A 22255-nucleotide genomic window follows, 5' to 3' on the forward strand; every position below is an offset into this window, starting at 1 on the left:
AGGCCGCGTGCACGCATATCCATCGACAGGGATCCGTCAACAATCGTTAGGTCTGGGGCTACTGGCGCTGCTGCTGTTCTGCGCCGGGGTCTACCAGCAATCGGCGATCGGGTTCGACACGCGGTTTGTACTGTTTGCCCAGGAAATGCTGCGTCATGGGCCGGGATTCTTCCCGACCACCTATGGCCAGCCTTACGCTGATTACTGGGCCACCTCGACGTTTTTTACCTGGCTGCTTTCGCTGCCCTTTGGCCAGGTAAACGCGTTGACGGCCTGGTTACCCAGCGCCATTGCCTCAGCGACGATTGTCACGCTGATGTACCGGTTGGTAGCGCCCTACTCCAGAACCTGGGCGCTGATCAGCATTGCCTTGATGATGCTGAGCAATACCTTCATCACCGAAACCCGCGCCGTGTCCCTCGACCAGATGGTCGCGGCCGTGACCTTCGCCGTGTTCTATCTGGGCTATGCCGCTGACCACTTTCAGGCACCGCGACGACTGCCGCTGATACTCGCGTTGCTGGTGCTCGGTTTTGCCATTCGCGGGCCTGTCGGCCTGGTGGTGCCTACCGGCGTCTTGTGCAGTTATTACCTGCTCAATGGCCAGTGGCGGCGGATGATCACGATCGGCTTGCTGGCAGCTTTGCTGCTGGCAGCCGGTATTGGTTTGTTGCTGTGGCTGGCCAACGCCAGTGGCGGTCCGACCTTCGTGCAAGACGTGATCCGCATGCAGTTCATGGGGCGCATGGATGGCCGCGAAGGCGCGAGCGGTCCGCTGTTTTACTTCAGCAGCTCGCTGGGCAACTATGCGCTGGCGTATCCCTTGGCAGTCGTGGTGCTGGCCGCGGTCTTGCTGTTCGGCCGCAAGGATCGCGGACCGGCGTTGCGCCTGCTGACCTTGTGCACCGCTGCCGGGCTGGTCGTGATGATTGGCCTGTCGATTCCGATGGCGAAAAAAGCCCGCTACATGCTGCCGATGCTGCCGATGGCCGCGATCATTGCCGCGTACCCGTTCCAGGGCGCGCAGGGCCGGGTATTCCAGTGGTTGCGCGGCCTGATGCAGGGCCTGTGGCTACTTATTCCTGGCCTGCTGATCGTCGGGCTGCTGGTCGCCAAGCGACGCTTCCCGGAACATCTCACCTCGGTGACGGCGGTGATGACGATTCTCGGGGTGTTGCAGGTGATCGCACTGGGGCTGTTGTTCAAGCCACGCGTACGTGCAGTGGGCCTGGCGTTCACCGCAGTGCTGGCGTTGTGGTCGACCTACATTCTGGTGTTCGAGCCCGCAGAGCGCAGGCTCTTCGACACCCGTACGTTCAGTCGTGCAGCCTTTGAGCTGATCCAGAAAGACCCGGCGCCTGTGGTCTTGCACGCCATGGGCAAAGACGCCAAGGCGATCAAGTTCATGGTCAACGTCGAGCAAGATCTGTTCCCGGTCTTCACTCATTCAGTGCAAGAACTGGAAAACCTGAAAGGCCCTGCCTGGCTGGTGATGGAAAAAAGTGACTACGAGGCCCTGAAAGGCTCTCGGTTGGCAACATTGCAACCAGTGCTGAACGGGAACTTCGACAAGGACGATTACGTCCTGCTGCATCTGGTACCCGTGCAGCCCTGAACGGGTTGCACATCGTCTGGGCGCTTGCTTAAGCTTGCGCCCATGACTCCCTCCCTCCGCCGTGCCCAATTCGACGATGCCAGCGCACTGCCCGCCGTAGAGCGCTCAGCTGCCATTCTCTTCCGTAATGACCCTGAACTTGCCTGGCTTGCCGACGCCCCCGTGACCAGCGTCGAACAGCACCTGCGCGCCATAGAGTCCGCGCAGGTCTGGGTTGCCGAGATGGCCAATGGATCAATCGTGGGTTTTCTCAGCGCCCATGCCGTCGATACCGAACTGCATATCCAGGAGGTTTCTGTCAGCAGCGCGTTTCAGGGCCAGGGCCTGGGGCGCAGGTTGTTGCAGACCGCCCTTGAGTACGCACGCCATAGCGGGTTGACCGCGCTGACGCTGACGACCTTTCGCGAACTGCCGTGGAACGAGCCGTTTTATCAGCGGTTCGGCTTTGAAACCCTGGCATTTTTCGATCTCGATCAACGCTTGCAGGCAGTGCTGGAGGCGGAAATCGCCCATGGATTGCCTGGCGCCCGACGGTGTGCGATGCGTTATTGCATCTAGCCGTAAAGGGTACACTTGGGTCGCGGGTCTTCTGAGAGTTCATCAATTCGGGATCGCAGCAATTACTACTGCGAGCAACGACTCGATCGGCAACTCTCCGCTTACCCTAACGGAGGGTAAGGTCAACTGCTTGAGCCACTGTTCATGCCGTGGTCGGCTGCGGCCAGCTTGAGCACCGCTCTCATATCCTTCGGCCCACGCGAGGAACGCCAGGTGATTCGCATGCATGTCCCCTCCAGGAAGAATACGTTGACCATAGCGCTGTGATTCACGCGCCTTTAGACGTTCTACTCGAAGCAGTGTCGGAGTATCAACGAAGACGACCAAATTGGAAGATTGAATCACTTCGTCTCCCCAGCCATCTAATGAGCCGGAGAGAACCCATTGACCATCAGCCAGACTACGGTTGAGTAGGTCAACTCTCTCTGCGGGAGGTCGTGATCGCTCGAAGGGTGGTTCTGTCGGGTACCAATAGTAGTCATCGACATCAAAATGAGGCACTTGAAGCTTTGCTGCCAGTGCAGCCCCCAGAGTACTCACTCCGGCCCCAGATGCACCGCTTATGTAAATCCGCTTGTTCACTTCATAGGGCTCCTTTCTAGCGGGACATAATATGCGGGAATCCGATAGCGTGGGATTGCTTAACCTCATCAGGTTGAAAGGCTAAAACAGACGTGCTGTTTTAATTGTCCACCGATCACTTGCAAAAGTAATCGGCGCTCCCGCACGGACGTTATAAACGCCAAACCCTGCGACAACTCCGCCACTCTATCAGCGGCTACCGAGCAGACAGACATTCGCGCTCAATGCCCACGGTGAATGACCTGACATCAAACGCTCGCCTTCAGATCCACCCCCAAGGCTTGGGCAAACGCCTTGACCAACGGACTGCGCACCGTGTTGTGCCGCAGGATCAAATTGAACGGTGTATTGAAACTGATCAGGTCAGGCCGCAGGGCTCTGAACGTGCCTTGTGCAACCAGAGTCGCGGCATAGTGTTGTGGCAGAAAACCCAGGAAACGTCCGGTTTTGATCAGCATGGCGACCGCTTCGACCTGTGACGCCGAGGCGGAAAAACTGTCGTATCGGGCAAACGTCAGCTTGTCTCGGTGGATGGCGTAGCGATGGTTGATGAACTCATGCTGCTTGAGCACATCTTCGCCCATCTGCTCATTCGGAACGCTGAACAACGGGTGCCCCACCGCGCAGTAGGCCTCTGATCTTTCTTCATACAACGTGAAGTAATCGAACTCTTCTCTTTTCTGATAAACCGGCACTATTCCGGCGACCAACCGCCCTTCTACAACGCCTCTTTCCACTTCATCCAGTTGCGAGGCCTGAAGTTGAAAGCGCACCTTCGGCGACTCTTCATTTATTCGTTTCAATGCAGCAACTAACGGAGAGTTTTCATCGGTAATCGTATTGTCGATCACCCCTACTCCCAAGTCGCCAATCAATTCATTTTGAGCGCAACTAAGCTTGTCTCGAAAGTTGTCGACCGAGGCAAATAAGTCAATCGACGCCTGATAGACCAGGCGCCCTTCTTCGGTCAGATTAAATCCCTCTCGCCCCCGAGTACACAGGCGCATGCCAATGCGAATCTCAAGGTCGGATATCTGTTTGCTGATGGCTGCCAGCCCGACATTCAGCTCGTTTTGAGCCGCACTAAAACCTCCGGCCTCGACCACTGCCTTGAACACTTTGAGCAGTTTGAAGTCCAGCCCGCTCAGGGCCAAAGGCGCTCGATGGGCCGTTTTCAACGGCGGGTTTCCAGAATTGGAAAGTGGGGTTTCCATAATGCTTATTTACCTCTGGCGCCCGATTCAACAGTCTGTGTCCAACAGCAAAAACAACGCTGGCTAATAATAATGAACACAGAAAACCAGGCTTGGCAACTCTCAATAATTCCCCCCGATCAGCGCCAACTCGCTGATTCGAAACTATTAAAAGCTGACACTTCGATCAGCTCTCGCCACTTGCAACTGCCCTCTTGAAAACTGCATGAGCCGAACCACGCCCGGATGATCCCGGCGAGTGTTCAAGGCTCTGCGTAACGACATCAGTTCGTGTTACCGACGAGGAAAACAACAATGACTCAAGCAACCGATCGTTTGTGGGGGGCGCGTTTCAAAAGCGGTCCATCCGAAGCCCTGGCAGCCCTGTCCCGCTGCCCTGAGCGGTACTTCCGCCTCACCCCTTACGACCTGGCCGGTTCCAAGGCCCATGCCGGGGAACTGCACCGCGCCGGTTTGCTCGATGCGCTGGAAACCCAAACCATGCTCGATGCGCTGGAGCGTATCGGTGAAGACTTCCGTGCTGGCTTTGTCAGCCCGACGCTGGATGACGAAGACGTCCACACCTTCATCGAGCGCCTGCTGACTGAACGCCTTGGGGCGCTGGGTGGCAAGCTGCGCGCCGGACGCTCGCGCAACGACCAGACTGCCAACGATCTGCGGCTGTTTCTGCGTGATCACGCTCGCACCCTGACCACCGAAGTGCTGGCCCTGCAACAGGCGCTGGTCGAGCAGGCCGAGCTGCACATCGACAGCATTTGCCCGGGTTTCACTCACCTGCAACAGGCGCAACCGATCGTGTTTGCCCATCACTTGCTGGCCCACGCCCAGTCGATGCTGCGCGATGTGCAACGTCTGGTGGATTGGGACGTGCGCACTTCCCTGTCGCCATTGGGTGCAGCGGCCATGGCCGGTTCGGCTATCGCGCGTCAGCCGCAGCAATCAGCGAAGGAAATGGGCTACAGCGGTGTCTGCGAAAACTCCATCGACGCCGTGGCCAGCCGAGACCACGTCGCCGAGTTTCTGTTCGTTGCGAGCATGCTCGGCGTCAACATCTCGCGTCTGGCCGAAGAGTTTTGCCTGTGGTCTTCGCGGCAATTTCTCTGGGTTGCGCTGGACGATGCCTACGCCACCGGCAGTTCGATCATGCCGCAGAAGAAAAACCCGGACATCGCCGAGCTGGCGCGGGGCAAGGCTGGCCGTTTGATCGGCAACCTGACCGGTCTGCTGTCGACCCTCAAATCCCTGCCGCTGTCTTACAACCGCGATTTGAGCGAAGACAAGAACGGTGTGCTCGACAGCGTCGACACCCTGCTACTGGTGCTGCCAGCCATGGCCGGGATGGTTGCGACCATGAAGGTCAATGTCGAAGAGCTGCGTCGCCAGGCACCGCTGGGCTTCACTCTCGCCACCGAGGTCGCCGACTGGCTGGCGGTGCGCGGTGTGCCGTTCAAGGAGGCCCACGAAATCACCGGAGCGCTGGTTCAGGCCTGTGAGAAACACGATATCGAACTGTGGGAAGCCTCACCGGCGCTGCTGGCCGAGATCGATGTGCGCCTGACCCCCGAAGTTCGCGACAGCCTGACCCTGGAAGCCGCCATCGCTGCCCGCAGTGGCTGGGGCGGAACCGCGCCGCAGCAGGTCCGTGAACAGATCGGCCGCTTGAAAACCGCCCTCGCCGCACAGCAGCAATGGGCCAAAAACTATCAAGGCTTCCGCCTCTGAATAAAGCACAACCCCCTGTAGGAGCAAAGCTTGCTCCTACAGGGATTGTGTTGATCTGAAACACCCGTGTTCGGAGAACCGAAATGAACCAGACTCAGGCAGAGCTCCTCGCGGAGCGCAAAAAAGCCGAAAACCAGTTCGACATCACTCAGTACGAGCATGTACCTCGGCGCTACTACGGGCGGATCTTCTTCGCCACGCTGATCGTCGTCGCCATCGTCGGCCTGGTCAGGGCCTTCGCCGAGGGCAAGATCGAGTGGTCGTACATCGGCCAGTTCCTGACCTCCCAGGCGATTCTGTTCGGCTTGCTCAACACCATCGTCATGGCCGTGCTGGCGATGGCGCTGGGGATTGTCTTCGGGGTGATCACCGCCGTGATGCGCATGTCGGCGAACCCGATCCTGCGCTATGTCGCGGTGACGTACACCTGGCTGTTTCGCGGTACGCCGCTGATTCTGCAACTGCTGTTGTGGTTCAACCTGGCGCTGATTTTTCCCACCATCGGCATTCCGGGGCTGTTCGATCTCGATACCGTCAGCCTGATGACGCCCTTCGTCGCCGCACTGCTGGGCCTGAGCATCAACCAGGGCGCCTACACCGCTGAAGTGGTGCGCGCCGGCCTGCTCTCGGTGGACACCGGTCAGTACGAAGCGGCCAAGTCGATCGGTATGCCGCGCCTGCAAGCGCTGCGCCGGATCATCCTGCCGCAGGCCATGCGCATCATCATTCCACCGGTCGGCAACGAGTTCATCGGCATGGTCAAGATGACCTCCCTGGCCAGCGTGATCCAGTACTCGGAACTGCTCTACAACGCCCAGAACATCTACTACGCCAACGCCCGGGTCATGGAATTACTGATCGTCGCGGGTATCTGGTACCTGGCCGCCGTCACAGTCCTGTCCTTTGGTCAAAGCCGTCTGGAGCGTCGTTTCGCTCGCGGCGCCGGCAAGCGTTCTTGAGGAGTCCGACATGAGAAGCATCGTCAAGGCCGTGAGCCTGAACAAATATTACGACCAGTACCACGCGCTCAAGGACATCAACATCGAAGTCGAACAGGGCGAAGTGCTGTGCATCATCGGGCCGTCCGGTTCCGGCAAAAGCACCCTGCTGCGCTGCGTCAATCAGCTGGAAAAGATCGACAAGGGCGGCCTCTGGGTCGACGGCGAACTGGTGGGCTACCGCGTGGTCGGCAACAAACTGCATGAACTCAACGAGTCGCAGATCGCCCGGCAGCGGCTGGCCACCGGCATGGTGTTCCAGCGTTTCAACCTGTTTCCGCACATGACTGTGCTGCAAAACATCGTCGAAGGCCCGTGTCAGGTGCTCAAGCGCTCGCCCAAGGAAGCGCACGAAGAAGCCCTGGAACTGCTGGCCCGCGTCGGCCTGGCCGACAAGCGCAACAGCTACCCGATCGAACTCTCCGGTGGTCAGCAACAACGGGTAGCCATTGCCCGGGCGCTGGCCATGCGGCCCAAGCTGATGCTGTTCGATGAACCCACTTCGGCACTCGACCCGGAACTGGTCGGTGAGGTGCTGTCGGTGATGCGCGATCTGGCGCAGACCGGCATGACCATGATCGTCGTCACCCATGAACTGGGGTTCGCCCGCGAGGTTTCCAATCGCATGGTGTTCATGGATGGCGGGCAGATCGTGGAGGCAGGAAGCCCCGAAGAAATACTAATAAGTCCACAAAACCCGCGCACCCAAAGCTTCATTTCTGCCGTTCGCACCTAACGACAACTCAAAAAGAGAACGACCATGAAAAAACTCCTTATCCCAGCAGTAGTGGCTGGCCTGATGGCCTCTTCGATGACCTGGGCAGCTGATTTGCCCGCGAGCATCAAGGCCAAGGGCGAAATCGTCGTGGCGATCATGCCCAACTATCCGCCGATGGATTTCAAGGACCCGGCCACCAACACCCTCACCGGTCTGGACTACGACCTGGGCAACGCCTTGGCCGAGCGTCTGGGCGTGAAAATCAAATGGCAGGAAACCGGCTTCGAGCAAATGATCAACGCCCTGACCACCGACCGTGTGGACGTGGTGCTGTCGGGCATGACCGACACCGCCGAGCGTCAGCAGAGCGTGACCTTCGTTGACTACTTCACCAGCGGGCCGCAGTTCTACACCCTGCAAAAGAACAAGGACACGAATGAAATCACCGACCTGTGCGGCAAGAAAGTCGGGACCAGCCGACGTACCACTTTCCCGGCGGAAATCGCCGAGTGGAGCAAGGCCAATTGCGAAGCGAAGGGTAAACCGGCGATCAACGTGATCGGCACCGAAGGCTCCGCCGACGCCCGTGCGCAGCTGCGCCAGAGCCGCATCGATGCGGCCATGCAGGGCAGCGAAACCCTGTCGTATCTGAAGACCCAGGAAAAAGACACCTACAAGACCGTGGGGGCGCCGATCTCGGTGCAGTTCAGCGGTTTGGGCGTCAGCAAGAAAAAACCTGAGTTGAGCGAGGCAGTGAAAGTCGCGCTGCAAAGCATGATTGATGACGGCAGCTATCAGGCGATCTTGAAGAAGTGGGATCTGGAGTTGGGTGCTATTAAGACCGTGACCATCAACGCCGGGAAGTAACGCTGAAATACGTTGCCTCGTAGCAGCTGCCGAGCCTGCGAGGCTGCGTTCGAGAACGCAGTCCTCGCAAGTCTGTGTACGCGGTTTACCTGAAAGAATGCGTCATCTGATTTCGCGGCGGCTACGCCACCGAACGCAGCCTCGCGGGCTCGGCAGCTGCTACGGGGGTTACGAGTGTTACGCGGGTTACGGATGCAACGGGTGTTACACCCATAAATTACTGGAGCGCCACGATGTCCTCCTCGCCTCAACCGACGTGGCCCGACGGCCACACAGCCTGCCTGGCCCTGGCCTTCGATCTCGACGGCCCCACCGGCGATGCGATGCTCAATGGTTCGATTTGGCACAAGCCCGAGTATTTCGGTTTTGGCGGTTACGGGCCGTATCGGGCCTTACCACGGATACTCGACCTGCTCGATGAGTTCCGCATCCCGACCACCTTCTTCGTCCCGGCCTGGGTCGTGGAGAACTGGCCGAAACAGTGCCAGTCGATCATCGAGCGCGGGCATGAAGTGGCTTACCACGGCTACAAACACGAGTCCTTTTACGCGCTGACGCTGGAGCAGCAAAAGGACGTCATGAATAAATGCAGCGAGGTGTTCTGGCAGCATTTGAACATCCGCGCAGAAGGCTTTCGCACCCCGTCCGGCGACTGGCGGGCCGAGACGCCGGCCATGCTGGTGGAAGCCGGCGTCACTTATTCCAGCAGCATGCGCGGCGATGACCGGCCGTACCTGGTGAACGTGCCGGGCTTTGATACCCCGTTGGTGGAAATCCCCGGCCGCTGGGAAATGGACGATTACGCCTCCATCGCCTACACCCGCGCGCCGGACTTTCCCTCGGGGCTGGACCGTACCGCCAGCTATGAGCTGACCCTCGACAATTGGTGCCGCGAATTCGACGGCGCGATGAATGAAGGACTGTGCCTGACCACCCTCTTCCACCCGAAGATCACCGGTAAACCGGGGCGCATTCTGCTGCTGGAGAAACTTTTCGAACACATGCGCCAGCGTGATGACGTGTGGTTCGCCACCTGCCGCGATGTCGCCCACTGGTGGCTCAAGGAGCATCAACATGACTGATTCGACGACCTGGCCCAAAGGCTACCGGTGCGCCGTGGTGTTGACCGTCGACTACAACGACGTACACGGCATCCTGACCCAGGCCCCGGAAGTCGCCGGCCGCGACAAGACCCTGTCGGTGTGGCGCTACGGTACCCAGCGCGGGGTCGAACGCTTGCTCGCACTGTTCAAGGAGTTGGGGGTTGCCAGCAGTTGGTGCGTGCCGGGTATCGTTGCCGAAGAGAACCCGGACCATATCCGCTCGATCCAGGCCGCCGGTCATGAAATTGCCTGCGCCGGTTATCGTCATCAGAACTACGACACCCTGAGCCTCGCAGAGCAGACGGTTGCCCTAGAGCACGGCTGTCGGGCACTGGCCGACATTACCGGCCAGCGTCCAACGGGCTTCCGGATTCCCGCCGGCAACTGGGCACCGGGGTTTACCGAAGCGTTACGCGAGCAAGGCATTCGCTGGTCGTCCTGCTGGCGCGGCGATGATCTGCCGTTCGCCCATCCAACGGCGCCCGAGGTGATCGAACTGCCAATGCACTATGAACTGGAGGACGAACCGTACTTCGCGTTCAACCTGAGCCCGGCAGTCCCACCCGCGCAATCGCGGATTGCTTCTTACAGCCATACCTTGGCCAACCTGCAAATGGACTTTGCCGGGTTTCATCGTTTTGGCCTGTGCTACGTGCTGCGCCTGCACCCGGAGATCATCGCAACCCCGGGACGCATCGGTGTCCTGCGCGAGTTGCTGCTGGGTATCCAGCAACACGACGACGTGTGGATCGCCACGGCTGGCGACGTCGTCCAATGGTGGGCCGAGCGCGCTGTGCCGATGGACGAGGAGCATCCAGCCGCCGTGTATGAGCGGCATTATCGAGCGTACTTGCCATGAGTGAACGATTGCAGCGCCTGGCGCAATTCTGCGTCGAGACCCGTTTCGACGACTTGCCGCCGGCATTGGTGGCACAAGCCAAGCGACACATTCTGGATACCGTCGGCGCGATCCTGGCCGGGGCCGCCAGTGAGATTGCCGTCACCGTCCGGCAAACCTTTGCCCATGAAACTGGCCAAACACTGGTCTGGGGCACTGCGCAGTATGTCGGCGCCGCGCAGGCAGCGATGCTCAATGGGATTGCCGCCCATGCGCTGGAACTGGACGATACCGGCGGCTGCGATCACTCCGGCGCGGTGGTGTTGCCCGCAGTGATGGCAGCGGTCAGCCTGAGGCCTACGCCGGTAAATGGCCGCGAGCTGATTACCGCCGTAGTGATCGGCTACGAGATCGGTCGGCGGGTGCTTGAGGCCTGTGGTGGTTACTCGGCGCACAACGGCGCCGGTTGGCATTCGACCGCCACCTGCGGGGTGTTCGGCGCGGCAGCGGCCAGTGCGCGAATACTCGGTCTTGATCCGGCACAAACCCTCGCCGCACTAGGCATTGCCGGCAGTTTCAGCGGCGGCCTCTGGGCGTTTATCCACGACGGCTCGCACAGCAAAAAGCTCCACAGCGGCCGTGCTGCCGAAGGTGGATTGCTGGCAGCGCGGTTTGCCGAGCAAGGGATCAGCGGGCCAACCAAGTTGTTCGATGACGTCTGGGGCGGCTTTCTCAAGACCCTCGCGGCGGAATACGCGCAACCCGAGGCGCTGGACGCAGACCTTGGGGTGGTGTGGAAACTCGCCCGCTGCTCGATCAAGCCCTACGCATCATGCCGTGGCACGCATTCGGCCATCGATGCCTTGGGTTTGTTGCTGGAGCAATTGCAGATCGAAGCCGGTGAGTTGGAAGACGTTCAGGTGTCGCTGTGTGGTTTTCTCAACGAGATGTGCGGCGGGCGCGATATCGGCAGTTTGGCCGCCGCGCAAATGAGCCTGCCATATGCCCTCGCTGCTCGATTGGTCCATGGTCATTGCCGGCTTGAGGCCTATGACGACGAACAACGCAGTACCTCAGAAATCGCGCATTGGATGTCGCGCATTCACCTTGTCGTGGATCCGCAACTGTCAGAGGATGGCGAGCCGGTCGTGAGCATTCGCAGCCGCGATGGTCGCACGGCAAGCCTGTGTGTCGAGGTGCCATTGGGGGCACCGGGAAATCCGTTGAGTGATGCAGCGCTGGAGGAGAAATTCCTCAGCCTGGCGACGCGGGTGCTGCCGGTGGAACAGGCGAGCGGGTTGCTGGAACGGTTGTGGCAACTGGAAAAACTGCAATCGGTCGGTACGTTGATCGAGATCATTGAATAAGGACATCCGCACCACCGTGGCCACTTACTCACTCGTTATTCGCCGCCTGATGATCTGCTCGCTGACCATCGTCGTCAGCCGCGCCATCACCAGCCCGTTGCTGACGCTGTTCCTCAGCAACAAGCTGGGCCTGAATCAGCAGGACGTTGGCCTGCTGTTGGGCATCGCGGTGTTCATCGCCACCCTGCTCGCGCTGTATGGCGGTTACATCATCGACCGCCTGGAGAAACGCCGGTTGCTGATTCTGGCGATGCTTTCCAGCGCCGTTGGTTTTGTCCTGCTGACCTTCGCCCACAACCTTTACCTGACCACGCTGACGCTGGTGATTACCGAAACCGCTTCGGCGCTGTTTCTGATCGGCTCGAAAGCGATCCTCAGTGAAAATCTGCCGATGGGCCAGCGGGCCAAGGCCTTTTCATTGCGCTATACCCTGACCAACATTGGCTACGCCACCGGCCCGATGCTGGGGGTGGTGATTGCCGGGGTGCAGCCATTGGCACCGTTCCTGATTGCCGGTGGCATCGCTTTTTTCAGCACCTTCCTGATGAGAGGGATTCCCGGATCGGCCAAGGAAGCGGCTGTTGGCCAGCCACAGAGCTTTCTGAAAACCCTGGTGACCCTGAAGAACGACCGCACACTGATCATGTTCACCTGCGGCTGCCTGCTCAGCACCGTGGTGCACGGACGTTTCACCCTGTACCTGTCGCAATACCTGCTGGTGACGCAAAACGAGCACATTGCGCTGAAAACCATGGCCGCGATCCTCGCCTGCAACGCGATCAGCGTGATTCTCTTGCAGTACCAGATCGGCCGATTCCTTAAACGCGAACAGCTGCGTTACTGGATTGTTATCGGCAGCAGCCTGTTCATCTTCGGATTGATCGGCTTCAGCTTTGCGCAGAACCTGGTGCAGTGGTGCCTGGCGATGTTTGTCTTCACCCTTGGCGAAATGATCATCTACCCGGCAGAGTTCCTGTTCGTCGATACCCTGGCACCGGAAGAACTGCGCGGCAGCTACTACGGCGCGCAGAACCTGGCGGCATTGGGCGGTGCGGCGAGCCCGGTGATTTGCGGCTTTTTGCTGACCCACACGGCACCGGCGACGATGTTTTATGCCCTCAGCGCACTGACCGCCATGGGCGGATTGCTGTGTTTCCTGAGTGGTCGGCGCGTCGCCACACTTCAAAATAAATGCACTGAAAGCTCATTAATATGAATTTGTCAGGGGTGAGATAGATCGGCACACTGTGCCGGTTCCTCCCCCAAATGTTGGAACGTTTAAAGGGCTTTCTGGTGATCCAGACAAGCCCTTCTTTTTGCCCGTTCTTTGCCACTGGATCGTTTTCGTTATGCTCGCTCGCTGGATACCCGCTGCCGTCAACACCCGCCCCTCTGAATGGAGCCGTGCCGCCATCGGCATGTCGCTGGGCACGCTGCTGAGCGTCTGGCTCTGTGGCCAGGTGTTCGGCATGGATGTGGCCTTGCACTTGATCGGGCCGTTGGGCGCTTCGGCGGTGTTGCTGTTCGCCGTGTCTTCCGGCGCACTGGCGCAGCCATGGTCAATTCTCGGCGGCTATTTGTGTGCAGCGGTGGTGTCGCTGCTGGTGGCCCATGTGCTTGGGCGCACGCTGGGCAGTGCCTGCCTGGCGGCTGGCATGGCGCTGATTCTGATGTGCTGGCTGCGTTGCCTGCACCCGCCGGCGGGTGCGTTGGCGTTGCTGCTGGTGGTGGCGGACCCGGCGACCATCGCGATGGAGTGGCGCGAACTCGGCCCGGTGATGCTCGCCGCGACGTGCATGCTGCTCAGCGCCCTGGCCTATAACAACCTGACGCGGATCCGTTACCCCAAGGGCCACGGTGAACCGGTCGCCACAGTGCCCGCAGATCATCCGCCCACAGACGCGCTGGCGATTACCGCCGAAGACCTCAAGCTGGCCCTGGCCGACATGCAGGAGTTCTTCGACGTCACGCCCGAGGACCTTGAGCAGTTGATCCACGCCAGCGAGCTGCATGCCAAACGCCGCAGCATCAGTGAAGTGTTTGGCACTCGGCCTTAGCCACTAAACCACTAGGCCGCCGACTGCTGTCGCGCCGGCACGGCCAGGCTCACCGCGCGCACCGAAGCACCGGCCGTCAACCCCAGTGCCTTGGCGGTGTGGGCATCGACAATCAAGGTTCCAGCGGCGACCCGCGCTGGCGCAGCGGTGATCCGGCAATCGGCGAACTGGCGGTTGTGAATCAGATACACCGCCGCCTGCTCTCCCGGCGTGCCGATGCTCAGTTGCAATACCTGGCTGTCACGCACCGCGCGAATGTCGCCGGTGGCGCACTCGATCAACGGGCCGCCGTCAAAGATGTCGATGTAATCCTTGTGCTCGAACCCTTCAGCCTTGAGCATCCCCAGCGCCGGTTCGGTGTTGGGATGAACCCGGCCGATCGTTGCCCGCGCAGCCTCGGGCAGCAGGCAGGTTGGCAGCGGGAACTTCGGCATCAGTTCGGCAATGAAGGTCTTGTTGCCCAGCCCGGTGAGGTAGTCGGCGTCGGCAAAATCCATCTTGAAGAAGTGCCGGCCCAGCCCTTCCCAGAACGGCGAGACGCCGTCTTCGTCCGAATAACCACGCATTTCGGCGATCACCTTGTCGCCAAAGTACTGGCGAAATTCGGCGAGAAACAGAAACCGCGCCTTGGACAGCAAACGACCATTCAGACCGCTGCGATGACCGGCGTGCAGAAACAACGAACACAACTCCGATTGCCCGGTCATGTCATTGCCGAGAAACAGCGTCGGTAATTGCTGATTGATCCCGAGATTTTTCGACGCGGCGACAAACAACCCCATCCGGTAGTTGTACCAAGGCTCGCGCAGCCCGACCGCGCCAGCCAGGGCGCAGATACCGACGGCCTCGCCGTTGTCGGCCTCCAGCACAAACAGGTAATCGGCATCAGCCCGTTCGGCTTCACCGGCGAAGGTTTTTTCAGCCCATTCCAGGCGCTGACGCAATCGCCCGGCATCGGCCGGCAAGGTGGTCAAACCGGCGCCGGCGCTGTGGGCCAGTGCCAGCAACGCCGGCAGGTCATTCATTGTTGCAGGACGGACGATCATCAATGCTGCTCCTGTGGACTCACGCGTTTAGGCAGATAGACTTCCGCGAGCATGCAGCGCGCGCTGCCGCCGCCAATCCGCTCGATGGTGTCGATGTTTACCGGTAGAGGTTTGGCGTACGCTTCGACCATCCGGCGCTGGTCGGCATGCAGCGACCGCCAGGCCGTGCGCGACATCACCAGCAACGGCTCGCCAGCGGCGTTGTGCACTTCAAGCATGTTGCCGGCGAACGACTCCAGTTGATCGAAGCTCAGGCTCAAGACTTGCTTGCCGCTACGTTCCAGACGTGAGCGCAGTGCATTGCGTTCGTCCAGGTCGCTGACCGATTCCAGGCAGACCACTGCCAGTTGCCTGCCGACGCTCATCATCACGTTGGTGTGATAGATCGGCACACCGTGACGGTCCACTGCGTTGAACGCGCAGAGCTCATAGCCGAGGTGCTCAACCACCTGATCCAACGCCTTCGCGTGGGTGCGGGTCGAGTAGCCGGCGTAGCAAATCCGCTGTTCGCGATCGAGGACCATGCTGCCGGTGCCCTCGAGGAACACGTCCTGCTGCTCAAGGTCGGAGAGGTCGAGCAATTGCTCGATGCGGTAGGCATCGCGCAGCCAGTCGAGTACGCCTTTGTCGCGTTCCAGGCGCCGGTTGTGACCCTGCATCGGGTACAGCACGAGCGTGCCGTCGGGATGGCTGCTCCACCAATTGTTCGGAAAGATCGAGTCCGGGGTGTGCGGGGCTTCGCTGTCGTTGTGCACCATGACTTCAACGCCGTGCTCGCGCAGGGCGGCGACATAGCCGTCGAACTCTTGCAGGGCCTTGAGTTGTACGTCTTCGGCTGCAGCCGCCGGACGCTGGAAACGGTTGTTGGCGGCCGTGTCCTGGTTGAAGGAGAAACGTGTCGGGCGAATCATCAAAACGGTATTGGTGGTTTGCATGGGCACAGAATCAATGAGGGTTGAGAGGTGCTCATTGTCTGATTCGGCGCCGGAAAAACCCGGCTGATAAGGAGGGAGTTGCTGCTGGAAATGGCTGAAAACGCGGTGGCTTGCAGCCGATTTGGTGGGCGTGATAAATCATCTGAAATCGATGATTACCGTAGCAGCTGGCGCAGCCTGCTGCTACGAAATCAGCGGCGTTTGGAAGTTGGCGCTGGGCCCGTTCTAGGTAGAGGTTTTGACCATTGCCAGCTCGGGGTGGCTGACCAGTTTGTCGATGTGCAGGTCCGGGTCGTCGAACCAGACTTCGGTCAATACCCGGTAGTGTTCCATGTCGCGACAGCGCATCCGCAGGCTGTAGTCGAAGGCGCCGCTGATCAATTGGCACTCCAGCACTTGCGGACAGGCGCGGACTTTGGCTTCGAAGGCTTTCTGCGCGGCGCGCCCACTCTGGTTCGACAGCGCCACCAGCACCAGCAGCGACAGACCGGGGGTCAGTTTTTTCTCGTCGAGAATCGCCCCGTAGCCACGAATGACGCCGAGCTGTTCGAGCTTGCGCACCCGCTCAAGGCATGGCCTTGGCGTCAGGTGCACGCGCTCGGAAAGCTTCTGATAGGTGATGCGCCCTTCGTGGCGCAGCACCTCAATGATTGCCTGATCAATACGATCAAGCACGATCGACATATCGCGGATGTCCGCCATGTACGCCTTGCCTCACTTCAAACGGCCCGATAAAAATTGCTGTAAACGCTCGCTTTTCGGCTGGTCGAGAATCGTTGCATCGCCCTGCTCCTCGACCCGGCCTTGATGCAGGAACAGCACCTGGCTGGACACCTGCCGGGCAAAGCCCATTTCATGGGTCACCATCAACATGGTCCGGCCTTCTTCAGCCAACGCCTGAATCACCTTCAATACTTCACCCACCAGCTCCGGGTCGAGGGCCGAGGTCGGCTCGTCGAACAACAGAATCTGCGGTTCCACCGCCAACGCCCGGGCAATCGCCACCCGTTGTTGTTGGCCGCCGGACAGGAAGGCCGGGTACTGCTCGGCCACGCGTTGCGGCAGACCAACCTTGTCCAGATACGCCCGAGCGCTGACTTCAGCGTCCTTGCGGCTGACGCCCAGGACTTTGCACGGCGCCAGCATGATGTTCTCCAAAACCGTCAGATGACTCCACAGGTTGAAGTGCTGAAACACCATCGCCAGCCGCGTGCGCAAGCGCTGCAACTGCGCCGGGTTGGCAACCCGCATGCCACCGGGCGCCTGGCGGGTGACAATCCGCTCGCCGTCCAGCTCGATGGCTCCTTCATCCGCCCGTTCAAGGAAGTTGATACACCGCAGCATAGTGCTTTTGCCGGAGCCACTGGCGCCAATCATGCTCACCACATCACCGGCGCGGGCATTCAACGAGACGCCCTTGAGTACTTCGTTGTCACCGAAGCGTTTATACAGATTTTCAACGGTCAGTTTGTACATGCAACACTCCTGGAGCGCTGCCGTTGGCGACAGCGTTCTGGACAGAAAGAGGGAGGGAAAAAACCGGTTCCGGATCTCAGTGAGCCGGCCCGAGGAAATTCAGCCAGCGCTTCTCTGCGAGACGAAACGCGCCGACCAGGCCAAATGACAGCGCGAGGTACAGCAGCCCGGCGATACCGAAGGCCTGGAAGGTCATGAAGGTCGCGGCATTCGCGTCCCGGGCAACCTTGAGGATGTCCGGAATGGTCGCGGTGAACGCCACCGACGTGGCGTGCAGCATCAGGATCACTTCGTTGCTGTAGTAAGGCAGCGCCCGACGCAACGCCGAAGGCAGAATCAACTTCACATACAAACGCCAGCCACTCAGGCCATAGGCATGGGCCGCCTCGATTTCACCGTAGGGAATGCTGCGGATCGCCCCGGCGAAGATCTCGACGGTGTAGGCGCAAGTGTTGAGGGTGAACGCCAGCAAGGTGCAGTTCATCGCATCGCGAAAGAACGCTTCCAGCAGCGGCTGCGAGCGGACCACCGCGATGCCGTAGATCCCGCTGTAGCAAATCAGCAACTGGATATACAGCGGCGTGCCACGAAATACATAGGTAAACAATTGCACCGGCCAGCGCAAAAGCCCCCAGCGCGACGTGCGCAGGATGGCCAGCGGCAGCGACAGGCAGAAGCCGAGCACGATGCTCACCACCAGCAGCCATAAGGTCATGGCCAAACCGGTGAAGTTGTAGCCGTCACTGAACAGGAAAGGTTTCCAGTATTCGGAGATCAATTCGATCATCGCGTCATCCCTCGCACGCCCTGGTTGTAGCGCCGTTCAAGCACGCGCAAGACATAGTTCGAAGCGCTGGTGATCAGCAGGTACAGCGCTGCCGCCAGCAACAGAAAATCCAGCATGTTGAAGGTGCTTTTGCCGGCCTCCTGCGCGACCTTGACCAGGTCCGACAAGCCGATGATCGACACCAGCGCCGTAGCCTTGAGCAGCACCAGCCAGTTGTTGCCCAGACTCGGCAAGGCAAAGCGCATCATCTGCGGGAACACCACGCAGTAAAACCGCTGCCAACGGCTCAGGCCAAACGACGCACCAGCCTCCTGTTGCCCCCGAGGGACACTGAGGATCGCGCCACGAAAGGTCTCGGTGAAATACGCGCCGTAGATAAATCCCAGGGTCACGATACCGGCCACGAACGGGTCGATTTCCATGTACGGCCATTGCATGAACTCGGTCAGGCTGCTCAGCCAGCCTTGCAGGCTGTAGAAGATCAGCAACATCAACACCAGGTCCGGTACACCGCGAATCAGCGTGGTGTAAAAGGTTGCCGGCAGGTTCAGCAGCCGCAGCGGCGAAAGCTTGGCCGCCGCACCGAGCAAACCCAGCAGCATGCTGACCAGCAGCGACAGCGCCGAGAGTTTCAGGGTCACCCAGGTGCCGTGCAGCAGCAGTGGGCCATAGCCTTGCAGGGCCGAGAGATCCAGGCCCAGAGCATTGAGGAAGGTATTCACGCAAGTCACCTGTCTTGAAGCACCACAGCGAGGCATTGGGTCGTGAACCACGGCCCAATGCTTCAGGTGCGCTGATCAGTTGTTGTAGAGGTCCAGATCGCCGAAGTATTTCTTCTGGATCTGCGCGTAGATGCCCTTCTCGTGCAGGGCCTTGATGGCGGTGTTCAACATGCCTTTGAGCTCGTCGTTGTCCTTGCGTACACCGATGGCGATATCCGCCGGCACCAGCGGATCACTGATGCCTTGGCTGTTCTTGAAGGGGGCGCCTTGTGGCGACTCAAGGAAGCTCATCTGCGCTTGCAGCTTGTCCTGAATCGAGGCGTCGAGGCGGCCGTAAACCAGATCGGCGTAGACCTGATCCTGGTTCTGATAGGCGCGCAGTTTCACCCCGCCCGGCGCCAGTTTGGCCCTGGCGTAGGTTTCCTGAATGGTGCCTTGCATGAAACCAATGGTCTTGCCCTTGAGCGACTCGGCGGTGGGCTCAAGCCCCGAATCCTTGCGGGTGACGATGGCGGTCGGGCCGGCATACAGACGGTCGGTGAAATCGATCTGCTTCTTGCGGGCGTCGGTGACGGTCATCGACGACTCGATGGCATCGAACTTGCCGGCCTTGAGCGCAGGAATCAGCCCGTCGAAGTCATTGCTGACCCACACACACTTGAGCTTCAGTTCGGCGCAGATTGCGTTGCCCAGGTCTACGCCAAAGCCTTGCACGCCACCGTCGGCAGTGGTCGACTCAAACGGCGGGTAGCTTGGGTTGGTGCCGAAGCGCAGTTCGGTCCACTCTTTGGCGCTAGCGCCGGCCGAGCAGAACAGCATCGCGAGTACAGGCAACGTCAGCCATTGGGTTTTCATCTTCATAAGTCCCGATTTGATTGGAATTATCGCGACCGGGCACAAATGCCCGGGCGCCTTTATGGGCAGGAACAGAGAGTCGATGCGGCGTCTGCCGCAGCAGCGTTCTTATTGTTTGTGTTCGGTGCACCGCCAAAGGCCGGCCACACCCCACCCTGAAACCCTTGGCGCAGACGGCTTCGAATGGAACGCCAGAATGCCAACAGTCGATTGTGCCGAGGTGTCGAAAGGACCGTCGCAGACAGCTCGCTTGTGCTGATGTCAGCATTTTCACAGCCGATCCTGTCGTGAATGCCCTATTAGGGGATTTTTGCGATGAAGGCGTTTGCAGGTATTACAAAAATGCAGACCGGACCTGCATCTATCACGGTTGTACATCGCAAATTTGCACTGTTACGATCCGGCATCGTTCGCGCGCGAACACTTCTATAAAGAACAATAAAAGCAGGGAGTTAGTGATGACTGCTCAGGTTTCATCCCAGGCGACCCGCGGCATTGATGCCAGCGCCAACGACGTGCTGGCCGAGGTCCGCAACCATATTGGCCACCTGACCCTCAATCGCCCCGCCGGCCTCAACGCCATTACCCTGGACATGGTCCGCAGCCTGCACCAACAGCTCGATGCCTGGTCGAAAGACCCGCATATCCATGCCGTGGTGTTGCGCGGGGCTGGCGAAAAGGCCTTCTGCGCCGGTGGCGATATCCGTTCGCTGTACGACAGTTTCAAAAGCGGCGGCACCCTGCATGAAGACTTCTTCGTCGAGGAATACGCCCTCGACCTGGCGATCCACCATTACCGCAAACCGGTACTGGCGTTGATGGACGGTTTCGTCCTCGGCGGCGGCATGGGCCTGGTGCAAGGCGCAGACCTGCGAGTGGTCACCGAACGCAGCCGCCTGGCAATGCCGGAAGTGGCCATCGGTTATTTCCCGGACGTTGGCGGCAGCTACTTCCTGCCACGGATTCCCGGCGAACTGGGCATCTACCTTGGCGTCAGCGGCGTGCAGATCCGCGCCGCCGATGCGCTGTATTGCGGGTTGGCGGATTGGTACCTGGAAAGCCAGAAACTCGCCGAACTGGATCAACACCTCGACAGCCTCGAGTGGCACGACACCCCGCTCAAGGACCTGCAAGGCCTGCTGGCGAAACTCGCGCTACAGCAACTGCCCGATGCACCGTTGCAGGCACTGCGACCAACGATCGACCACTTCTTCGCCCTGCCGGACGTACCGAGCATCGTTGAGCAACTGCGTACCGTCACGGTTGCCGACAGTCACGATTGGGCAATGACCACTGCCGATTTACTCGACAGTCGTTCACCGCTGGCCATGGGTGTAACGTTAGAGATGCTGCGTCGCGGCCGTCAGCTGAGCCTGGAAAACTGCTTCGCCCTCGAACTGCACCTCGATCGCCAGTGGTTTGAACGCGGCGACCTGATCGAAGGCGTCCGCGCCTTGCTGATCGACAAAGACAAGAGCCCACGCTGGAACCCTCCGACCGTGCAGGCGCTGGACGCCAAGCAGGTTGCGAGTTTCTTCAGCGGTTTTGACCAGAGCGGGAGCTGAGCCATGCACGATATCGAATTGACCGAAGAACAAGTGATGATCCGCGACATGGCCCGGGATTTTGCCCGCGGCGAAATCGCCCCTCACGCCCAGGCCTGGGAAAAAGCCGGCTGGATCGATGATGCGCTGGTGGCCAAGATGGGCGAGCTGGGTTTGCTCGGTATGGTGGTTCCCGAGGAATGGGGCGGCACTTACGTCGACTACGTGGCCTACGCGCTGGCGGTGGAAGAGATTTCTGCCGGCGACGGTGCGACCGGTGCCTTGATGAGCATCCACAACTCGGTGGGCTGCGGGCCGGTTCTCAACTACGGCACTGAAGAACAGAAACAGACCTGGCTGGCGGATCTGGCCAGCGGTCAGGCCATCGGCTGCTTCTGCCTGACCGAGCCGCAGGCCGGTTCCGAGGCGCATAACCTGCGCACCCGCGCCGAACTGCGCGACGGCCAGTGGGTGATCAATGGCGCCAAGCAGTTCGTCAGCAACGGTCGACGGGCAAAACTGGCGATTGTGTTTGCGGTGACCGACCCGGAGCTGGGCAAGAAAGGCTTGTCGGCGTTCCTGGTGCCAACCGACACACCGGGTTTTATCGTCGACCGCAGCGAACACAAGATGGGTATCCGCGCTTCCGACACCTGCGCGGTGACGCTGAACAACTGCACGATCCCCGAAGCCAATCTGCTCGGTGAGCGCGGCAAGGGTTTGGCGATTGCCTTGTCCAACCTTGAAGGCGGTCGCATCGGCATCGCCGCGCAGGCACTGGGCATCGCCCGTGCAGCGTTCGAAGCAGCGCTGGCCTACGCCCGTGACCGGGTGCAGTTCGACAAACCGATCATCGAGCACCAAAGCGTCGCCAACATGCTCGCCGACATGCACACCCGGCTGAACGCCGCACGCCTGCTGATCCTCCATGCCGCGCGGTTGCGCAGCGCCGGCAAGCCATGCCTGTCGGAAGCCTCGCAGGCCAAGCTGTTTGCCTCGGAGATGGCTGAGAAAGTCTGCTCGTCCGCGATACAGATTCACGGCGGCTACGGCTATCTGGAAGATTATCCGGTGGAACGCTATTACCGCGATGCGCGGATCACGCAGATTTACGAAGGGTCGAGCGAGATTCAGCGGATGGTGATTGCGCGGGAGCTCAAGAACTACCTGGTGTGAGGCCCTAAAAGCATCGCGGGCAAGCCTTGTTCCTACGGATTCAGGTGATCCGTAGGAGCAAGGCTTGCCCGCGAT

General features: G+C 60.0%; 22 protein-coding genes. 13 read left to right on the forward strand and 9 right to left on the reverse strand.

Features of this window, described 5'->3' with window-relative positions; all coding sequences use genetic code 11:
- Positions 1–7: 7 nt before the first annotated feature.
- Together AABM55_RS15565 and AABM55_RS15570 are read left to right on the forward strand one after the other, a co-directional pair.
- The gene (locus AABM55_RS15565; protein ID WP_347926832.1) at positions 8–1615 is read left to right on the forward strand and encodes a glycosyltransferase family 39 protein; all 1608 of its coding nucleotides are present in this window, start codon (positions 8–10) and stop codon (positions 1613–1615) included.
- A 42-nt stretch (positions 1616–1657) separates the two neighbouring features.
- Positions 1658–2173 carry a GNAT family N-acetyltransferase gene (locus AABM55_RS15570; protein WP_347926834.1) on the forward strand — a complete coding sequence of 172 codons (516 nt, stop codon included), beginning with the start codon at positions 1658–1660 and terminating at the stop codon, positions 2171–2173.
- A gap of 42 nt (positions 2174–2215) precedes the next feature.
- Here AABM55_RS15570 and AABM55_RS15575 read toward each other — a convergent pair whose 3' ends face one another.
- A complete protein-coding gene (locus AABM55_RS15575) occupies positions 2216–2755 on the reverse strand; it encodes an adenylate kinase (RefSeq protein ID WP_256585270.1) in 540 nt (179 codons plus the stop codon).
- Positions 2756–3003: 248 nt separating this feature from the next.
- Complete coding sequence (locus AABM55_RS15580) at positions 3004–3969, reverse strand: LysR family transcriptional regulator (RefSeq protein WP_347926836.1); 966 nt, start codon at positions 3967–3969, stop codon at positions 3004–3006.
- Positions 3970–4263: 294 nt separating this feature from the next.
- Between AABM55_RS15580 and argH the strand changes: the two genes are divergently transcribed.
- The 9 genes from argH (at position 4264) to AABM55_RS15625 (ending at position 13639) form a co-directional block, all read left to right on the forward strand.
- On the forward strand, positions 4264–5691 hold the full coding sequence (gene argH, locus AABM55_RS15585) for an argininosuccinate lyase (RefSeq protein WP_347926837.1): 1428 nt from the start codon (positions 4264–4266) through the stop codon (positions 5689–5691).
- An 83-nt stretch (positions 5692–5774) separates the two neighbouring features.
- The gene (locus AABM55_RS15590; protein ID WP_347926839.1) at positions 5775–6650 is read left to right on the forward strand and encodes an amino acid ABC transporter permease; all 876 of its coding nucleotides are present in this window, start codon (positions 5775–5777) and stop codon (positions 6648–6650) included.
- Positions 6651–6660: 10 nt separating this feature from the next.
- Positions 6661–7425 (forward strand): amino acid ABC transporter ATP-binding protein, encoded by a 765-nt coding sequence (locus AABM55_RS15595; RefSeq protein ID WP_054597474.1) that lies wholly within the window; start codon positions 6661–6663, stop codon positions 7423–7425.
- Positions 7426–7449: 24 nt separating this feature from the next.
- Complete coding sequence (locus AABM55_RS15600; RefSeq protein ID WP_347926841.1) at positions 7450–8274, forward strand: ABC transporter substrate-binding protein; 825 nt, start codon at positions 7450–7452, stop codon at positions 8272–8274.
- A gap of 233 nt (positions 8275–8507) precedes the next feature.
- Positions 8508–9356, forward strand: a complete 849-nt coding sequence (locus AABM55_RS15605) for a polysaccharide deacetylase (RefSeq protein WP_347926842.1) — start codon at positions 8508–8510, stop codon at positions 9354–9356.
- Positions 9349–10236: a polysaccharide deacetylase gene (locus tag AABM55_RS15610; protein ID WP_347926843.1), complete on the forward strand. Its 888-nt coding sequence runs from the start codon at positions 9349–9351 to the stop codon at positions 10234–10236. The genes AABM55_RS15605 and AABM55_RS15610 overlap by 8 nt, the downstream gene beginning before the upstream one ends.
- Complete coding sequence (locus AABM55_RS15615) at positions 10233–11582, forward strand: MmgE/PrpD family protein (protein WP_347926845.1); 1350 nt, start codon at positions 10233–10235, stop codon at positions 11580–11582. The genes AABM55_RS15610 and AABM55_RS15615 overlap by 4 nt, the downstream gene beginning before the upstream one ends.
- 16 nt (positions 11583–11598) lie before the next feature.
- Positions 11599–12798, forward strand: a complete 1200-nt coding sequence (locus tag AABM55_RS15620; protein WP_347930041.1) for an MFS transporter — start codon at positions 11599–11601, stop codon at positions 12796–12798.
- 133 nt (positions 12799–12931) lie between these two features.
- Complete coding sequence (locus tag AABM55_RS15625) at positions 12932–13639, forward strand: HPP family protein (protein ID WP_347926847.1); 708 nt, start codon at positions 12932–12934, stop codon at positions 13637–13639.
- A gap of 11 nt (positions 13640–13650) precedes the next feature.
- Here the strand turns inward: AABM55_RS15625 and astA are convergent, their stop codons facing one another.
- From astA to AABM55_RS15660, 7 genes are all read right to left on the reverse strand, one after another.
- Positions 13651–14685, reverse strand: a complete 1035-nt coding sequence (astA, locus tag AABM55_RS15630) for an arginine N-succinyltransferase (protein WP_103316466.1) — start codon at positions 14683–14685, stop codon at positions 13651–13653.
- Entirely contained in the window at positions 14685–15620 is a 936-nt protein-coding gene (gene ctlX / locus AABM55_RS15635) for a citrulline utilization hydrolase CtlX (RefSeq protein WP_347926849.1), read from the reverse strand. Before ctlX ends, astA begins: the two co-directional genes overlap by 1 nt.
- Before the next feature lie 225 nt (positions 15621–15845).
- On the reverse strand, positions 15846–16322 hold the full coding sequence (locus AABM55_RS15640) for an Lrp/AsnC family transcriptional regulator (RefSeq protein ID WP_054597482.1): 477 nt from the start codon (positions 16320–16322) through the stop codon (positions 15846–15848).
- A 12-nt stretch (positions 16323–16334) separates the two neighbouring features.
- On the reverse strand, positions 16335–17096 hold the full coding sequence (locus AABM55_RS15645) for an ABC transporter ATP-binding protein (protein ID WP_054597483.1): 762 nt from the start codon (positions 17094–17096) through the stop codon (positions 16335–16337).
- Positions 17097–17172: 76 nt separating this feature from the next.
- Positions 17173–17883 carry an ABC transporter permease gene (locus AABM55_RS15650; protein ID WP_103316471.1) on the reverse strand — a complete coding sequence of 237 codons (711 nt, stop codon included), beginning with the start codon at positions 17881–17883 and terminating at the stop codon, positions 17173–17175.
- Positions 17880–18605 (reverse strand): ABC transporter permease, encoded by a 726-nt coding sequence (locus AABM55_RS15655; protein WP_102667261.1) that lies wholly within the window; start codon positions 18603–18605, stop codon positions 17880–17882. Before AABM55_RS15655 ends, AABM55_RS15650 begins: the two co-directional genes overlap by 4 nt.
- Positions 18606–18680: 75 nt before the next feature.
- Entirely contained in the window at positions 18681–19460 is a 780-nt protein-coding gene (locus AABM55_RS15660) for a transporter substrate-binding domain-containing protein (RefSeq protein WP_054597486.1), read from the reverse strand.
- Between the two features lie 458 nt (positions 19461–19918).
- Between AABM55_RS15660 and AABM55_RS15665 the strand changes: the two genes are divergently transcribed.
- A complete protein-coding gene (locus AABM55_RS15665; protein WP_347926852.1) occupies positions 19919–21025 on the forward strand; it encodes an enoyl-CoA hydratase/isomerase family protein in 1107 nt (368 codons plus the stop codon).
- A 3-nt stretch (positions 21026–21028) separates the two neighbouring features.
- On the forward strand, positions 21029–22180 hold the full coding sequence (locus AABM55_RS15670) for an acyl-CoA dehydrogenase family protein (protein WP_103316477.1): 1152 nt from the start codon (positions 21029–21031) through the stop codon (positions 22178–22180).
- Positions 22181–22255 lie beyond the last annotated feature (75 nt).

Source organism: Pseudomonas helvetica (genome assembly GCF_039908645.1).
GTDB lineage: Bacteria > Pseudomonadota > Gammaproteobacteria > Pseudomonadales > Pseudomonadaceae > Aquipseudomonas > Aquipseudomonas helvetica.

Coding starts and splice junctions, on each gene's coding strand:
- AABM55_RS15570 (WP_347926834.1), top strand. CDS start 1,658: ATGACTCCCTCCCTCCGCCGTGCCCAATTCGACGATGCCAGCGCACTG.
- AABM55_RS15580 (WP_347926836.1), bottom strand. CDS start 3,969: ATGGAAACCCCACTTTCCAATTCTGGAAACCCGCCGTTGAAAACGGCC.
- argH (WP_347926837.1), top strand. CDS start 4,264: ATGACTCAAGCAACCGATCGTTTGTGGGGGGCGCGTTTCAAAAGCGGT.
- AABM55_RS15590 (WP_347926839.1), top strand. CDS start 5,775: ATGAACCAGACTCAGGCAGAGCTCCTCGCGGAGCGCAAAAAAGCCGAA.
- AABM55_RS15595 (WP_054597474.1), top strand. CDS start 6,661: ATGAGAAGCATCGTCAAGGCCGTGAGCCTGAACAAATATTACGACCAG.
- AABM55_RS15600 (WP_347926841.1), top strand. CDS start 7,450: ATGAAAAAACTCCTTATCCCAGCAGTAGTGGCTGGCCTGATGGCCTCT.
- AABM55_RS15605 (WP_347926842.1), top strand. CDS start 8,508: ATGTCCTCCTCGCCTCAACCGACGTGGCCCGACGGCCACACAGCCTGC.
- AABM55_RS15610 (WP_347926843.1), top strand. CDS start 9,349: ATGACTGATTCGACGACCTGGCCCAAAGGCTACCGGTGCGCCGTGGTG.
- AABM55_RS15615 (WP_347926845.1), top strand. CDS start 10,233: ATGAGTGAACGATTGCAGCGCCTGGCGCAATTCTGCGTCGAGACCCGT.
- AABM55_RS15625 (WP_347926847.1), top strand. CDS start 12,932: ATGCTCGCTCGCTGGATACCCGCTGCCGTCAACACCCGCCCCTCTGAA.
- astA (WP_103316466.1), bottom strand. CDS start 14,685: ATGATCGTCCGTCCTGCAACAATGAATGACCTGCCGGCGTTGCTGGCA.
- ctlX (WP_347926849.1), bottom strand. CDS start 15,620: ATGCAAACCACCAATACCGTTTTGATGATTCGCCCGACACGTTTCTCC.
- AABM55_RS15640 (WP_054597482.1), bottom strand. CDS start 16,322: ATGGCGGACATCCGCGATATGTCGATCGTGCTTGATCGTATTGATCAG.
- AABM55_RS15645 (WP_054597483.1), bottom strand. CDS start 17,096: ATGTACAAACTGACCGTTGAAAATCTGTATAAACGCTTCGGTGACAAC.
- AABM55_RS15650 (WP_103316471.1), bottom strand. CDS start 17,883: ATGATCGAATTGATCTCCGAATACTGGAAACCTTTCCTGTTCAGTGAC.
- AABM55_RS15660 (WP_054597486.1), bottom strand. CDS start 19,460: ATGAAAACCCAATGGCTGACGTTGCCTGTACTCGCGATGCTGTTCTGC.
- AABM55_RS15665 (WP_347926852.1), top strand. CDS start 19,919: ATGACTGCTCAGGTTTCATCCCAGGCGACCCGCGGCATTGATGCCAGC.
- AABM55_RS15670 (WP_103316477.1), top strand. CDS start 21,029: ATGCACGATATCGAATTGACCGAAGAACAAGTGATGATCCGCGACATG.